Source organism: Methylocella sp. (assembly GCA_037200525.1).
Lineage (GTDB): Bacteria > Pseudomonadota > Alphaproteobacteria > Rhizobiales > Beijerinckiaceae > Methylocapsa.
Map to the genome: position 1 here is coordinate 5057952 of JBBCGG010000001.1, position 13683 is coordinate 5071634.

A 13683-nucleotide genomic window follows, 5' to 3' on the forward strand; every position below is an offset into this window, starting at 1 on the left:
AGCTTCAAATGGTTCCGGAGAATACGCCTCTTCCGGGTTCCGCGTTTATCGTCAATTCAAAGACTCGCATGATCGGGATGTCGATTGAAACCCCCGGCGGAATCATTGTTCGGACGCTGATTAACTCACGCGTCAAAGTGAACACGCTGCTTCAGATTAATGACCAGGATATCCAGCGCGCCCAGCTAAGCCAACTGCATAACTGCGCCCAAGCAAACGATCAGGTTCTCCGTCTGGGCACCAATGATGGGATTTATAAGGTCCTTTATTTGACCCGTACTGCGATACACGAGGGGACGAGTGGTATCAAGATATGACCTGCATCGGCGCTTTGCCGGGCTCGGCCCCTCCTGATGCTTTGACGCAAAAGCTAACTGGCGACCCCAGCAACGCCCCGCCAACGACGCCCAGCCCCTAAGCAATCGCTCAACCCTCACACAAAGGAATTAACAATGAAACTGTCCGAAAGCGAAACCGCTCTTATTGAGTTTCTGAGGTCCGATGCGGTGGACCGCCCCGAGCATTTCATCATTACGCGCAATGCCAAGAATCATTGGCGAGTGCAATACTTCGCGAACGGCGAAAAGCTCATGCCTATCGACGCGGACGGCGGAAGTTTCGACGAAGCATGGGACTCACTTAATTTGGGTTGCAAATGAAGAGACCCGACAAGCGGATGAGTCAGCATCTTCGAGGCCTATGCGAATAATCCGCAAGGGTCCGCGCAGTTTGCGGCGATGGCGGCGGCCAACCAGTGAAGGATCTTTACTTCGGGGTCCTTGCGCGCTCAATCATACCCGCATCATTACCTTAGAACACTACTATGGCGAGACCGCCGCCGAAGCCCAGTGTCAGACCAAGCAATGCAGCCTCGACCGATGTATCGGTTGCGCCCAGATTGATGCCCAGGAGAAGGCCAGCTCCAGCGGACAAGACGATAGTACCTAAAAGCCGTATGTAACGCATGCTCACAGTCTTTACTGAAAATAGTCGCCAGCGATCTTGGCGATCGCGAACGACACGATAAGTTGAGTGGAAGCGCCGCATAATAGGCAGGTGTTGCTACATATCGACTACGAAAACCGAGCGAAATGATTACAAACGAATGTTATAAGTTAAAGCCTGAGCTTGGGCGTTATGCTCAACTGATCTGAGGGTCGCGGTTACAGGACTTGTGCTGACGACGGTCTATGGGGCTGATGCTCTGCTGCCGACGCGGGCGCCTCATCATGGCGGCTACGCCATGTATGGGCCGCCGCACATGAATGCGGCAATTGTCGCGTCTGCAGAAGCGGACGCCCGCGAAAATTCAATTGCAACCAATTCGCTCGCCGCGGTGAAATCACTAAGTAACATCGCTGGCTTATTTTGCCGGCCGTTGATCAGTTGGCTAGGCGGCCCTTCATTTCCGAGCCCAACGGTCGTGAATTTCCTTAGAAAGGAGCCCGCGATGACCGCGCGCGATATCACATTGATCGGAAACCCGATTCTATCGACCAAAGCCGCCGCGGTCGCCGACCCCACCACCTCCGAGATCCGCGTACTCGCCGCAGACATGATTGAAACGATGCAAACCGCTGGAGGCATCGGAATCGCCGCCCCACAAGTCAACGCAAGCCTCCGGCTAATTGTGGCTATGCCGATAGCCTTGCGCGAAGAATGGCGCGATTTACCACCCGTCGTGCTGGTAAATCCCGCGTTGGAACCGATTGGCGACGAGCGCGAAGACGCCATCGAAGGCTGCCTGTCATTCCCGGGCGTTCGAGGGATTGTGCCGCGCTGGTCGAAGGTTGCATGGCGCGCCCAGGACCTTGATGGGCAACCCATTAGTGGCGTGGCGCAAGGGTTGTTCGCGCGCGTCCTGCAGCATGAGGTTGATCATCTGGACGGCATTCTGTTTTTGAGCCGCATGACGGATCTCACCCGACTGGCTATGGATAGTGAGGCGCACCATCTGACCAAGACCATTGGCGAAGTTGAAGACCGCACATAATCGTTTTGGTTATGGACCGAATTCGAGGCCGGCGGAACCCAAGGGCTTATTGCCGCAGTCTGACTCTGGCCCCTCCACCGTTCTTCGCGATGAACTCGACGCCGACGGTCAAAGCCCTCGTCACCGCAGAAATACTTTCACTCCGCCATGGCGCGAGCACGTGCCTGAGTGATGTTGCGAATATGAATAGTCCCCGTCGTTGCAAATGGCGGTCGCCGCGCCGTGATCGTTGTACGGAGTCGGATGCTCTACGCACTTGTGGTCAGAATTTTGATAATAGTCCGGCGGACACTCGCCATTCGTCGGAGAGTCGATGATTTGTGCTGCAGCGGGGATCGACAGTAAGAGGAACATAGCGGCAGCTCGGCGCAGCATTGCGTCCTCCTAAGTGTCTGTGCGCTTCGTCTGTCTATCGCCGGTGCTGCGTCGCAATTAGTGATTTGACAGTTGTAACATTCCGCCTAGAAATTGCCACATTATATAACGGCCAAATTTGCAGTAGTGGGGGGCGGTGGCCGAGCGTACGGCGGTCATCCCCTCCACCCGTCGTCTTGACGGAAACCTCGCGGCGCCGCGAGGCCCTTAGGGCCGTTCGAACGGTATGCCGGTCGCTTCGAGGTACTCAGTGAACCGTTTATCGAAGAGTTTTCTGATCTTCCGATTGGTGTTGGGATCGGGGATAAACATCTGATGATCTTCTCTAATTGGATCATCAGGCGGCATCTGCGCTTTCCACGCCTGATACGCTTCGTCCACCCGACCAGTCAGATCGGCATCAAATCTGACCCACTGCATCTGTTATCTCCTGACGACTTTCAATAGGGGGATTCGATCATCGTCGTGTCCAGCCTCCAGGGACGCCTCCTTGGCTTCTTCGGATAGGGCGGCGGCCTTTGGGACGCCCTGACCAATCCTTGACTATCTCTTGCGATCTTCGGGCGATTTCCCTATGGGAGCCGTCCGCTGGCAAGTCCAGAGTAAGTTGGACTCGTGCGATTATGTCATAGAGCGCCAAATAGGTATCGCCGACTTCAATTCGTCGAAACAGTTCATATGCCCATTCATCCAGGACCGCTTGATGCTGTGGGGCCGTTAGATTCCAAACGTCCCTCATCACCACGACAATTCTGTCAGTGAGCTCGGCGCTCTTTTTCATCGTCGTGACCGCCAGCGGAAAGATTAGCGGTTTTAACGGCGTGGATTACTTCTCGTCCAGCAGATCCCTGAACTTTAGAATCTTTCGCAACTACAATAGCTTTCATTTCCTCAGCCTGACCCCAGCCCCTCCGCCGTTCTCCGCGATGAATTCGCTGCTGGTCAGTTCTCTTCCCTTGTTCCAGTGGGCGGACCGAACGCGCGAGCCGCTTTCCCGCGCTGAGCATCCCGGACCATCATCTCCGATACCCACAAATGCAAATCCGATGGCGTTGCTTTGTCAGGGATGGGACGATGGACATCGGGGTCAAATGTCGATACCGGATCCTCGCGTCGGCCGGCCAACACTCTTCCGATGACTTCGCCGTGCTGGTTCTTGCATTCAAGTCCGAAAGGGGTCGCGCGGATGTTCCAGAAGTCCCCGCGTCCCTTCAGTCTGAGGACCGCATCGAGGTTTGAACGCTCGGCGACGCGGTGGAGCATCCATAGCGGAGTCACTCTTACGCCCGGGTGGTCGCCATTCGTAAATTCCACGCCCACTGCCTCAAGCGCGGAGCGCACAGCTGCGACGTTGTTGAGTAGCCCAGACGCTGCTCCGTCGCTGGCTTCCATCCGCCGGAGCGTCGGGATAGAGATATTTGCCGCCGCCGCCAAATCAGCTTGATTTATCCCCGCAAGCGCTCGGGCAGCTGCGATCTGCCGCCCCGATATTTGATTGCTTTCGCTCATTTTAATCAAAACCTATTGACAGCAAGCGTGGCGTGATCAATAAATATCGCATTGATAGCTTCAGATCAATGGGAGCAACCACAATGCCGAACAGCACAGTTCCGGCACCCGATACCGGCTTGCCAAATCTCAATCACGGAACGAAAGACCAAAAGCCGTCTATGTCCGAACCCGCACCGCCCGCGCGTCAATGGCCCGATCACATTGACGCCGAGCTCGCCATCGACCGCACTCAATCGCTAATGCTCATCGGTGGGCTCGCTGCACGAAGCCTTGAAACCGCTTTCGGCGGCGAGCGGGAGGCGCTGGAAGAACTCTTCACCATGGCGCTGGACCAAATCACGACCGTGCACACCTGGTTCCACGCCTTCGTGCCGGAAGCCAAACGGGAGGGGCTATAACCATGGCGAAGAACATTGAAACGGCCGATACCCGCTTGCCAAATCTCAACCGCAGATCAGCGCTTGCCGCGCTTGCAATGGGGATCGCTGGCGGCGCCACACTCGCCACAGGCGCCAGCGCAGAGACACCGGTCTCGCACGAACTTACTCGGCTGATCGAACGACCATCGTGTGGCTCATGCTGCTCTCCAAGCCATTATTGCGAAGGAGGGTGAAGCAGAGGCGGTCTATCAAACAATCCGTTGGAAGGGGCCCTTACCTGTAAAGGGGCATGCCAAATCAGTGCCATTAACATTGGATATGGGTATCGAGAAATGCAGGAAGGAGTTGGCGGCCGGCCTTGAGTTTTCCGGTATGATGTTCGAAATTCTTATGAGTCGGGCATCTCCGAAGCTCCAGAAGCGAGGAAAAAATTTCGCTAAAGCCGTCGAGGAGGAAAATAAGGAGATCCTTGAGAAAATCTTCGCCGACGATGACGCGGCGAGGGAACGCAGCGGCCTCAAGTCTCTAGAGCTCGACAATGATCGCGCCGATGACGCCGAACAGGACGCCTTGATGGCGCTATGCGCTTACCGGTGCACGACGCCCCACGAGGCGCTCAGCAGGCTTCAATATCTAGCGTCGCACGATCCAGAGACGCGGACCGTGGATCACGTCAGTGTGCTTTTCGAGGCCACCCGCGACGTGGAGGCCTGACATGGCGAAGAAAGCCCCAGCAGCCCGCGCCATCGCGGCGACCGATCCAATCTTCGATATAAACAAGCGGGTTGAATGGCTGATGCTCACACTCGCCGACGAGCTCGTCGAATTGGGCATAAGTCAGATCGAAACCCTTCCAGCTTGGCATCCCGATAGAAAACTCCTCCTTGAATACTATGCTAAGCGCGGCAAGGGCAGGGCTATGCTCGCCGGCACCCATCAAGCCCCGCCCGGCTGCGTGAGACCTCAGGTTCGTAGGCACCGAAAACGAAAGCCCGACCTGGAGGACTTTGAACTGCCGGGTGCGATTTGGGGAAGGGCATAGCAATGACCCAGCCGCTTCACCGCACGCTATGGGCGCGCATTCGGATCTGAGACCCGCGCTTTGCCGCAAGATCATCAGATCTATTGGGTTTTGCGGTGAGCCATATGGGCGAGATAATCGAGGATCAAATCGATCTCGCGATCGCTCAGTTGCTCTGATTTAAAAGCCGGCATCTGCTGCGCTGGCCAATGGCGGACGGAAGTCGGATCGCGGATATAGCGATGCAGGGCTGCCGGTTGGAAATACTCGACTGGATTCATAGGTAGGTTCAGATCCGGCCCAATCTCAGAGCTTCCCGCATGATTGAGCTTGTGGCAGACTAGGCACTGAGTGACGAAGAGGCTCTGCCCCGCCCGAACTGGATCAGTAGCCGGCAGCACGGTGTCAACCGCCAACGACGGCCAGCGTTTTGCCGGCGTCGTTTGCGTCGCCAGATGCGCCATCTGAAAGGGCCATTGTTCGCTGCGGATAGAGCCCACGTCCTTGCCTATCCAGACAAGATAGAACGGTCCCGCAGTCACCTGCTTGTCGGGTAGTTTCGGCCAAGGTCGCGAAGGCTCTTCCAACGCGACATATGCGACGGCCTTGGCAGGATCGCGATTGCTGACAAGATCCATCGGCAATTGTGCGACGAAACCATCGCTTGCCACCGCTTCGAGCACGCTGTCTGCCGGAACGCTGAGGCCGCTTAGCAGGTCCGGGAGGGGCACAGCGCGATAGGTCATCGTCGCGCCATAACTGACATCATGAGGTACGGTGATCTCGACAGCATCATCGCGGGCTAGCAGCTCTCCCTCAGTGAAGGATCGCGTTTCTCCACCGATCGTTAAATCGAATTTAGCATCGTTGCCCGCGATGGCGCTCTGCAACTCCGCATTCGCGGCTAGCAGCAAAACAGCCAGCCAAACGTGTTTCAACATCATTTCTCGGTCAGTCTTTCTCGGGTTGCGCATGTAATCGACCGATGACCTCGAAAGGACGGGCAGCTGGCGCTGATTTCGGCGGATACGGACGGCACCCCCGCCAGCGCTAAGAGACGCGGCGGGCAACCAGACACAAGCTACCCCCGTATAGTATGTACGCTATAACGTTACCGACGTCTTAAGATTTCGCTGGTTAGAAATAAAACTGCATTCTGAGTGGTTTACGAGGGAAACATTAAGGTGGTTGGCCGGTGCCTTCATCCAACACAGCCTTTTCCAGTTCCGCATAATTTCGACTGTCATCCGCAGCTGCGTCGCGGATAACGCCGAAGCTAGCCAACCCAGCCAGAAAGAAGACCCCGAAGGGAAAAACACGTGACCGCATATATCATTACCTCGTCGATTTTATAGCCGACGCGGACCCCAGAGCGACGCCATCGGCTCCGATGCGTCTATGTCGTCGCCTTGTGCATTAGCAGTAGGGAACTGTCCACGTTTGCACGAAGCTGGCAGCTCGCTTTCCACAGACTTAGGGTTACGGCTGAAATTGATCATGGCTCCGCGGAGGGGCCTTTAGCGCTTGACTTTTCGCCTATCTAAACGTACGCTCAGTACGCGAGCGACCACAGGAAAGAGGCGCAAATGGACAGTTCAATGCACACCCCCTTCATGCGCGCTCTGACGCGGGCGCTTAATCTCAACGAGGGGCAGCGGCTCACGAAGGCGAAGCTCGAAGCAGTCCAAGGCTGCGCGACGCCGATTGAGGCATTCGCTGAAGCGGTCGACGCGATCATCGAGCATTCAGCGGGGCCGCGCATCCCTCAGGACGCCTCCGACCGAAAAGTGGGCGAGCACACCGATTACGAAGAAATCATCGAACTGCTCGGCAGGATACGGCCAGTTGTCGCGGCGGAACTTGACGAGAGCTACGAGCCAGCGCTCGAGTCCGGCTTCGCCAATCTCAAAGCGCTTGTTCTTTGCTGGACGCACTTCATCGGAGGTCCCGCCGCTCCCGCTTATCACGAATATAGCGCGTACGACCTGGCGGCCAACGAGCGCATTTGTCGGATGGCGGAGGCGACGTATCCGCATAGTTTGGCGCTCGTGAAAGTGCTCCGCGCCCAACTGGAAGTCATCATTAATGCGCGGCTGGCGGTCCGCCTAAATTCGAAACTCAAACTCGCTGCCGCGCAGGCTGAGCTCGACCGCCGGCAGTGGAACGACCGATACCCGGATATGAAGCTCCTTTGGGCGCAGCGACAAACCCCTCCGAAGCTATCGCCGTTCATGCAAAGTCTCATGGACGCGCTTGGCCTTAACGATTGTAAGGCGGCCATAAAATGAAACTTGAAATTGATCTGCCTCAAGCCGTCTACGACGTCGCGCTAAAAATGCGTGCGCGGGACTTCGAAGAGCTCGAAGCCGTATCGCACATGAACACGCGAGAAGACCTGGCGCGTCTGCTGTCAGAGCGCTACGGCTCGCGCGCCGACGTGTTCGCCGTTGGGCTCGACGGCAAGCCGATCGCCATCTGTGGCCTCATCGGATTTCGGCCGAACGTCGTTTCGCTGCTCTTCTTTGCGACCGAAGAGTTTCCCGCGATCGTTGCGCCGCTGACTGAATACGTCCAACGCGAGGTTTTCGCGCCGGCTGTTGCCGCTGGCGTGCATCGGATCGAATGCGGATCGATGACGTCCTATCACGGCATCCATAGTTGGATTGAAGCGCTTGGCCTCTCTCGCGAAGCAACGGTCAAAAAATGGGGCAAGGCCGGGCAGGATTTCGACATATACGCATGGGTTTCGAATGCCGACGCGCCGAACACGATTAACTGACTCGGCAAATCCAACGGTCCGCGACACGGGAGAGGTTTAGATGTGCGATCCAGTCACCATTGCAGGAATAGCCCTCAGTGGCGCCGGCGCTGCAGCGAAAACGATCGGCGCTGGACAGGTGGCCGACGCCACGGCAGCTTCGCTCTCCCAAAACCTCGCCGCGCAAAATGCTCTTAATCAAGAGGCGGCGGGCGTCAACTCTCATTCGCTCGGCCTCTATAGCAATCTACAGGGCCAACAGGACGCCAAAGCTAAGTCGCTCGGCGACATGTTCGTGCAGGACGTCGCGCCAACGCAGGCCAATCCAGAGAACGAAGCGCCGGGAGGCTCGGCCAATACGCAAGCCAATGAGGCGGCGGCGCGCGCTGTGACGCAGGGTTACTCCAATCAGCAGGCTCTTTCCGGCGCTAAGCTGCGATCGTTCGGCGATGTGCTGCAGAACGATACGTTGGCCCAGCAACAGGACGCCGCGAAGATCGGCCAAATCAACAATTTCAAGCAAGGCGATACGAGCGTCTTGGGCCTCGAGCTCAATCAAGATAGCCACGCCGGCGACGGTTGGGATCTGGCCGGTTCGCTGGCGGAAGGCCTCGGCAGTCTCGGCGTAAAGGGCGCCGCGGCCTGGAAGCTCGCTAACCCCGGCATAACGCCTCCATTCTCGCCGGGCGGCATTGCGAACGGCTTTAATCCGTTCGGCTCAGCACGCACGGCCGACACAACCGCGCCGGCCTCCAATCCGTTCGCGATCGTTTGAAGCAATCGCGTTCCCGACGCTCACTGCCTTGAGGACGGGTGATTCCTTGGCAATGCCCTGAATTAAAGCCGCCTTCGGCTCGACGCTCGATCGCGCAGTCGGTTCGGTCATACCAGGCGCGGGTTTACTCGGCCATGTGTAGGGGCGATCCTGCTCGTTGGGAGGTAAGCGCTTAGCCGAGGCCGTTCAGGCGGCGTATTTCCAGGGCATGAGGGCATCGATTTCGGCATTGGGCCAGCCGTTTGCGACGCGCTCGAGTGTCTGGGTGAGCCAGGCCTGAGGATCGATGTCGTTCATTTTTGCAGTTTGCAGCAATGTGGCTATGGATGCCCAAGTACGGCCTCCACCATCGCTGCCGGCGAAGAGTGAGTTTTTTCGTGTGATTGTTTGCGGCCGGATTGCACGCTCTACGATGTTGGAGTCGATCTCGATGCGGCCATCATTCAGGAAGCGTTCGAGCGTCGCCCGGCGTGAGATGGCGTAACGTATCGCCTCGGCGAGCTTAGACTTGCCGGAGATACGTGGGAGCGCATCTTGCCAAAGCCTGAACAGATCAGCGACGATCGCCACCGCAGTTTCTTGCCGGGCCGCAGCGCGCACTTCTGGCTCTTTGCCCCGGACGTTTTCCTCGACCTCCCATAGATGGGTCATGCGTTCAATCGTAGCCGTGGCAAGCTCGGAGCTGCCATTGACGTGCAGTTCGTAAAATCGTCTCCGGACATGGCTCCAACATCCCGCGAGCGTGACGGCGTCATTGCCGCGGTCTGGCCTCGCGAGGCGATTGTAGGCCGTATATCCGTCGACCTGCAGAATGCCCCTATAACCACCGAGATGACGGGCGACACAATCGCCAGACCGGCTATCTTCGAAGCGATAGGCAACCATCGGCGGGCCGCTGCCGCCAAAGGGGCGATCGTCTCTCGCATAGGCCCAGAGATAGGCTGTCTTTGTGCTGCCGGAACCGGGCGCCAAGGTCGGCAAGGTCGTTTCGTCGGCGAAGATTCTTTCCGCCTGTTTGATCCGGGTGAGGACGTGTTCAGAGAGGATCTCAAGTTCAAACCCGAGCCGGCCCATCCATTGGGCCATCAGGGCGCGATTGAGTTCCACCTTGTCGCGCGTGTAGATGGCCTCTTGCCGGTAAAGCGGCAGGCCATCGGCATATTTGGAAACGGCAATAAGCGCCAGGAGAGCTTCCGTCGGAACGCCGCCCTCGATGATATGGGCCGGCGCTGGAGCCTGGATGACACCATCCTCATTCTTGAATGCGTATTTAGGCCGGCGCGTGACGATGACGCGGAACTTGGCCGGCGTGACATCGAGCCGCTCGGAGACATCTTCGCCGATCAGGATCTTCTGTTTGCCTTCATTCTCGGGAAGAGTGTCCGGTTCGATGACGATTTCGAGCCGCTCGAGATGGGCGGCAAAACCTTTGCGGGGACGTGCGGCTCGTTTGGCCTTATCGGGACTGGGCCGCTTGTCGAGTTCGGCCTGGATGGCTCCGATCCCCGTTTCAATCTCGTCGAAGACGAAGGCACTCTGTTCGTCATCAAGAGCTTTCGAGCCAAGCTTCTCGGAGCGGCGCCCGAACCTTGCCCGTTCCAATGCCTTGAGGATGGAGGTCAGTCGCGCGATGCGTTCGTCGGCGCTCGCATTCAAGGCTTTGAGATCGGCAACTTCGGCTTCAAGAGCTTCCGCGCGAGCCGCTTTTTCAGTCATGGCCAACACCATGGCCTTGAGCGCATCAACGTCGTCGGGGAGCTTGGAGCCAGGCACTACCATGGGGCTCATAAGAGCACATTTTGCCCGCGATTGCCGCCCTATTGAAACGCCCGATTCACTCTGTCGCAGGCGTTTTATCCAGCAAACTCCGGCCGTTTCACTGCCACCGCGTGAACGCGTTTCCAGTCCATCCCATCGACCAGCGCCATTAACTGAGCCTGGTTGAGTTGAATCCGGCTATGCCCGATCTTCGGCCAGCAAAACTGCGCTTTCTCAAGACGTTTCGCATAAAGACAAACGCCGGATCCATCCCAAAATACAATTTTGATTCTGTCGGCCCTTTTTGCACGGAAGACGTAAAGCGCGCCATCGAATGGATCGCTGCCGCTGTCACGGACCAGGGACAGCAAACCGTCTACGCCCTTGCGAAAATCGATCGGGTGACTTGCCAGAAACACTTTGACGCCCGATGGGATCATGCCGAACGAACCGCGCGGATCACGCGCCGCAAATGTGTTTCGTCGGCCGTCGCATCCGCGCGGATGACAACGCCGCCGACAACAATTTCGATAACGCAAGGCGTGGGCTGCGTGACTTCAAGAGATGCATCCGCCGGTGGCGCTGGCAGGCTGGCCGATCCCTTACGTAAGGCCATGCGCCGCCAATCAAAAAGCTGCGCGGGACTGATGCCGATGCCTCGGGCGATCGCCGAGACATTCGCTCCAGGCACCAGAGATGCAGCTACGGCCTGTTCTTTGATCTCGTCCGACCATCGCCGCCGCAGCTGCGACGGTGCTCCCTCAAGACGATCAGGAAGCACCTCGATCATATGGAAGCTTCTATCCCTAGACCTATGCGCAGACATAGAAGTTCAAACCAGCATTTATTGCAGCTCCCGCATAAATACCTGCTCGTCAGACGCTCCGCCATATGGGTCCAGCTTGGCGCTTACAGATGTCCGTCGAACCAGGCCTGCCGGGCCGCCTTCACATCCGCGCGCTGCTGCTCGGCCGCATGCGCCGTCTTTTTTTGTATGTCAGGTCGCGTTGATCGAGGAACTTCCACACGGTTGTGGGACCGACGCAGACGCCGTGGTCGGCGGCGAGACGCTCGGCGATCTCGGCAAGGGAGATGTCCTTCGTCTCTTCAACCAGCTTCAGAATGAAAGCCTCGTGCGGATCGAGCCGAGAACCGCGGGGCTTGCCTTGTCGGCGGGCGCAACATTCACCGCTCTCCCGAAAGCGCCGGACCCAGACGATCGCCGTCGAAATCCCCACGCCAAATCGTTCAGCGGCGGATCGAGCCGATAGGCCCTTCGCTGCGGCTTGGATCACTCGACTGCGAAGGTCCGCGCTGTAGGCCTGCGTCATTCCCTGCCTCCTATCATGAGCCAGCAGAGAATCATGCTTATTCAGATCGGGGAATCCCCAAATCTTGAATCGGAGTTCCGCGAAACCGCTCTAGAGGTCGGACACCACCATTCCATCCTCGAGCTTGATCACGCAATCCGCGCAACTGAAATAAGCATCGTCATGTGAGATGACGATGACTGTCTTGCCGCACTTTTTCAATTCGGGAAGCAGTTCCAGATAAAAAATGCGTTTGAAAACGGGGTCTTGGTCTGCGGCCCATTCGTCGAAAAGATGGATCGGTCGGTCTTCGAGATATGAAGAAACGAGTGCCATACGCTTGCGCTGTCCCTGCGACAAACTAGTGGTCGAATAGCGTCCCGCCTCGGCCTTGACCTTGTGTCCAATGCGAAGCTTGCTCAGGTACTCGTTAGCCTGTGCTGCAAGCCGCTGCTCGTCAGCACCCAGGATCTCGTCGAAAAGAAAGAAATCGGCGAAGACTGCAGAGAAATACTGACGGTAGCGGCTTCTGCTTACATCATCGACCTGCACTCCGTTGAGCTTGATCGCTCCGCCCTCCGGTTTGTATAAACCAAGCAGCAACATAGCAAGAGTGGTTTTTCCGCTGCCGTTTCCGCCGACGATAAATAGGGTCTCGCCGCGCTGAATAGATAAGTCGATAGGGCCTAAGTTGAACGGTTTATCGTCTGTGAGGCCCGGAAACTGGTGTCGGACTTGTATCAGTTGAAGAAGTGGGGTGTCAGGATAGGCGACCGCAAAAGGGTCGTGCCGGTGTTGATGGGGCGCTTCAGGTGCAATTTGCGTCAAATCAGCATTCAGTTGCCGAATCCTGGACAAAGCGATGGAAGACTGGCGCAAATTGGGTAAGGCCCCCATTACGCTGCTCACTGGCTGGATCAGATAGAACAACAAAAAGGTGATGGCTGTCATCGTCGCAGCGGGCTGCGGCGCCCATACAGGTATGACGAACAGAGCAACGCCTAGGGCAATAAAAAAATACGAGCTACCCATGTTGTTAACAATGGTATACCCGGTCATAGTTCGCACGAAAAGTTTGCGAAAATTCTGTGCCGAAGGGGCGATGACGTTATCTATAAAATAGACGCTCCTAGCACTATTAAGTTTGAGCTCTCTTGTACCTTCCAGCAACGAGCGGAAATTTCGATAAATGATGTCCATTTGACCACGAACCTTTCGCATCTGTCTTAAGGGGCGTTGTTCGGAAAAATGGTAGGCCGTCACGCCGAACGCCAAAAACAGCGTCGACGACAAAAAGATCGGCCATGACAGGAACGCCATGTAACCCAGGCAGACTATCGTCACAATGCAATTGCCGAACACCGCTGGCAGCAACTGAGCTGCCTGAGTGAACATATTCACATCGCCGGTCAAAATAGCTAAGAGTCGCGGCTTCCCCATCCCCTCTAGTACATTATAAGGCGTCGCCAACAGCTTGCGGCTTAGATCGATTCGCAACTGGCAAACCATTTCCTGTGTCAACCGCACCAGAGTAATTTCGGAGCACGCCTTGTTTAATAATTGAAATATGCAAAGCCCAAAAAACAACGAGGCATACGAGAGCAGATGCGCTTTATCGGCTACCCCCTTGCTAACAACCGCCACCAGGCCGGCGCCAGAAAAACCGCCCAACAGACCTGTACAGGTTGCAACAGAAAATCCCAGCCAGGATTGCCGATATAGGTAAAACAACATCTTCATTCAGATTTCGCCATTGACATTGAGTGGTATGGAACCGGTGTTCCTGGGCGACGTAGAACTG

17 protein-coding genes and 1 pseudogene are annotated in these 13683 nt (G+C 56.8%); 9 read left to right on the forward strand and 9 right to left on the reverse strand.

Annotated elements, in window-relative coordinates; genetic code table 11:
• Nucleotides 1-77: 77 nt before the first annotated feature.
• Both WDN46_25010 and WDN46_25015 read left to right on the forward strand, forming a co-directional pair.
• Nucleotides 78-317 carry a hypothetical protein gene (locus WDN46_25010; GenBank protein ID MEJ0096551.1) on the forward strand — a complete coding sequence of 80 codons (240 nt, stop codon included), beginning with the start codon at nucleotides 78-80 and terminating at the stop codon, nucleotides 315-317.
• Between the two features lie 135 nt (nucleotides 318-452).
• Nucleotides 453-659: a hypothetical protein gene (locus WDN46_25015; GenBank protein ID MEJ0096552.1), complete on the forward strand. Its 207-nt coding sequence runs from the start codon at nucleotides 453-455 to the stop codon at nucleotides 657-659.
• A 151-nt stretch (nucleotides 660-810) separates the two neighbouring features.
• Here WDN46_25015 and WDN46_25020 read toward each other — a convergent pair whose 3' ends face one another.
• Nucleotides 811-972, reverse strand: a complete 162-nt coding sequence (locus WDN46_25020) for a hypothetical protein (GenBank protein ID MEJ0096553.1) — start codon at nucleotides 970-972, stop codon at nucleotides 811-813.
• Between the two features lie 478 nt (nucleotides 973-1450).
• On the opposite strand from WDN46_25020, the gene def reads away from it, so the two are divergent.
• Nucleotides 1451-1993, forward strand: coding sequence for a peptide deformylase (gene def / locus WDN46_25025; protein MEJ0096554.1), 543 nt, complete (start codon nucleotides 1451-1453; stop codon nucleotides 1991-1993).
• A 582-nt stretch (nucleotides 1994-2575) separates the two neighbouring features.
• Here the strand turns inward: def and WDN46_25030 are convergent.
• On the reverse strand, nucleotides 2576-2788 hold the full coding sequence (locus tag WDN46_25030) for a hypothetical protein (protein ID MEJ0096555.1): 213 nt from the start codon (nucleotides 2786-2788) through the stop codon (nucleotides 2576-2578).
• Between the two features lie 885 nt (nucleotides 2789-3673).
• Nucleotides 3674-3877, reverse strand: a pseudogene (locus WDN46_25035) (helix-turn-helix transcriptional regulator).
• An 83-nt stretch (nucleotides 3878-3960) separates the two neighbouring features.
• Between WDN46_25035 and WDN46_25040 the strand changes: the two are divergent.
• The 3 genes from WDN46_25040 to WDN46_25050 all read left to right on the forward strand — a co-directional run bounded on the left by WDN46_25040 (nucleotide 3961) and on the right by WDN46_25050 (nucleotide 5302).
• A complete protein-coding gene (locus WDN46_25040; protein MEJ0096556.1) occupies nucleotides 3961-4278 on the forward strand; it encodes a hypothetical protein in 318 nt (105 codons plus the stop codon).
• Nucleotides 4279-4650: 372 nt separating this feature from the next.
• Nucleotides 4651-4974: a hypothetical protein gene (locus WDN46_25045; protein MEJ0096557.1), complete on the forward strand. Its 324-nt coding sequence runs from the start codon at nucleotides 4651-4653 to the stop codon at nucleotides 4972-4974.
• 1 nt (nucleotide 4975) lies between these two features.
• The gene (locus tag WDN46_25050; GenBank protein MEJ0096558.1) at nucleotides 4976-5302 is read left to right on the forward strand and encodes a hypothetical protein; all 327 of its coding nucleotides are present in this window, start codon (nucleotides 4976-4978) and stop codon (nucleotides 5300-5302) included.
• Between the two features lie 80 nt (nucleotides 5303-5382).
• On the opposite strand, the gene WDN46_25055 is transcribed toward WDN46_25050, so the two are convergent.
• Nucleotides 5383-6225, reverse strand: coding sequence for a cytochrome c (locus WDN46_25055; protein MEJ0096559.1), 843 nt, complete (start codon nucleotides 6223-6225; stop codon nucleotides 5383-5385).
• Nucleotides 6226-6867: 642 nt separating this feature from the next.
• On the opposite strand from WDN46_25055, the gene WDN46_25060 reads away from it, so the two are divergent.
• From WDN46_25060 to WDN46_25070, 3 genes are read left to right on the forward strand one after another with little or no spacing between them, the layout of a single operon-like run.
• Complete coding sequence (locus WDN46_25060) at nucleotides 6868-7569, forward strand: hypothetical protein (protein ID MEJ0096560.1); 702 nt, start codon at nucleotides 6868-6870, stop codon at nucleotides 7567-7569.
• The gene (locus WDN46_25065; protein ID MEJ0096561.1) at nucleotides 7566-8060 is read left to right on the forward strand and encodes a hypothetical protein; all 495 of its coding nucleotides are present in this window, start codon (nucleotides 7566-7568) and stop codon (nucleotides 8058-8060) included. The genes WDN46_25060 and WDN46_25065 overlap by 4 nt, the downstream gene beginning before the upstream one ends.
• A 40-nt stretch (nucleotides 8061-8100) precedes the next feature.
• On the forward strand, nucleotides 8101-8814 hold the full coding sequence (locus tag WDN46_25070; GenBank protein ID MEJ0096562.1) for a hypothetical protein: 714 nt from the start codon (nucleotides 8101-8103) through the stop codon (nucleotides 8812-8814).
• 186 nt (nucleotides 8815-9000) lie between these two features.
• Here the strand turns inward: WDN46_25070 and WDN46_25075 are convergent, their stop codons facing one another.
• From WDN46_25075 to WDN46_25095, 5 genes are all read right to left on the reverse strand, one after another.
• Nucleotides 9001-10593, reverse strand: a complete 1593-nt coding sequence (locus tag WDN46_25075) for an IS66 family transposase (protein ID MEJ0096563.1) — start codon at nucleotides 10591-10593, stop codon at nucleotides 9001-9003.
• A gap of 74 nt (nucleotides 10594-10667) precedes the next feature.
• Nucleotides 10668-11012, reverse strand: a complete 345-nt coding sequence (gene tnpB, locus WDN46_25080; GenBank protein ID MEJ0096564.1) for an IS66 family insertion sequence element accessory protein TnpB — start codon at nucleotides 11010-11012, stop codon at nucleotides 10668-10670.
• A complete protein-coding gene (locus WDN46_25085) occupies nucleotides 11009-11362 on the reverse strand; it encodes a transposase (protein MEJ0096565.1) in 354 nt (117 codons plus the stop codon). The genes tnpB and WDN46_25085 overlap by 4 nt, the downstream gene beginning before the upstream one ends.
• Nucleotides 11363-11519: 157 nt before the next feature.
• Nucleotides 11520-11903, reverse strand: a complete 384-nt coding sequence (locus WDN46_25090) for a transposase (GenBank protein MEJ0096566.1) — start codon at nucleotides 11901-11903, stop codon at nucleotides 11520-11522.
• Nucleotides 11904-11993: 90 nt separating this feature from the next.
• Nucleotides 11994-13622, reverse strand: coding sequence for a cyclic peptide export ABC transporter (locus WDN46_25095; protein MEJ0096567.1), 1629 nt, complete (start codon nucleotides 13620-13622; stop codon nucleotides 11994-11996).
• Nucleotides 13623-13683 lie beyond the last annotated feature (61 nt).

What these genes read in the sequence shown, in the direction of transcription:
- WDN46_25065 (MEJ0096561.1), top strand. Translation starts at nt 7,566, where the DNA reads ATGAAACTTGAAATTGATCTGCCTCAAGCCGTCTACGACGTCGCGCTA.
- WDN46_25095 (MEJ0096567.1), bottom strand. Translation starts at nt 13,622, where the DNA reads ATGAAGATGTTGTTTTACCTATATCGGCAATCCTGGCTGGGATTTTCT.
- WDN46_25050 (MEJ0096558.1), top strand. Translation starts at nt 4,976, where the DNA reads ATGGCGAAGAAAGCCCCAGCAGCCCGCGCCATCGCGGCGACCGATCCA.
- WDN46_25060 (MEJ0096560.1), top strand. Translation starts at nt 6,868, where the DNA reads ATGGACAGTTCAATGCACACCCCCTTCATGCGCGCTCTGACGCGGGCG.
- WDN46_25030 (MEJ0096555.1), bottom strand. Translation starts at nt 2,788, where the DNA reads ATGCAGTGGGTCAGATTTGATGCCGATCTGACTGGTCGGGTGGACGAA.
- WDN46_25010 (MEJ0096551.1), top strand. Translation starts at nt 78, where the DNA reads ATGTCGATTGAAACCCCCGGCGGAATCATTGTTCGGACGCTGATTAAC.
- WDN46_25085 (MEJ0096565.1), bottom strand. Translation starts at nt 11,362, where the DNA reads ATGATCGAGGTGCTTCCTGATCGTCTTGAGGGAGCACCGTCGCAGCTG.
- WDN46_25055 (MEJ0096559.1), bottom strand. Translation starts at nt 6,225, where the DNA reads ATGATGTTGAAACACGTTTGGCTGGCTGTTTTGCTGCTAGCCGCGAAT.
- def (MEJ0096554.1), top strand. Translation starts at nt 1,451, where the DNA reads ATGACCGCGCGCGATATCACATTGATCGGAAACCCGATTCTATCGACC.
- WDN46_25090 (MEJ0096566.1), bottom strand. Translation starts at nt 11,903, where the DNA reads ATGACGCAGGCCTACAGCGCGGACCTTCGCAGTCGAGTGATCCAAGCC.
- tnpB (MEJ0096564.1), bottom strand. Translation starts at nt 11,012, where the DNA reads ATGATCCCATCGGGCGTCAAAGTGTTTCTGGCAAGTCACCCGATCGAT.
- WDN46_25040 (MEJ0096556.1), top strand. Translation starts at nt 3,961, where the DNA reads ATGCCGAACAGCACAGTTCCGGCACCCGATACCGGCTTGCCAAATCTC.
- WDN46_25070 (MEJ0096562.1), top strand. Translation starts at nt 8,101, where the DNA reads ATGTGCGATCCAGTCACCATTGCAGGAATAGCCCTCAGTGGCGCCGGC.
- WDN46_25075 (MEJ0096563.1), bottom strand. Translation starts at nt 10,593, where the DNA reads ATGGTAGTGCCTGGCTCCAAGCTCCCCGACGACGTTGATGCGCTCAAG.
- WDN46_25015 (MEJ0096552.1), top strand. Translation starts at nt 453, where the DNA reads ATGAAACTGTCCGAAAGCGAAACCGCTCTTATTGAGTTTCTGAGGTCC.
- WDN46_25045 (MEJ0096557.1), top strand. Translation starts at nt 4,651, where the DNA reads ATGAGTCGGGCATCTCCGAAGCTCCAGAAGCGAGGAAAAAATTTCGCT.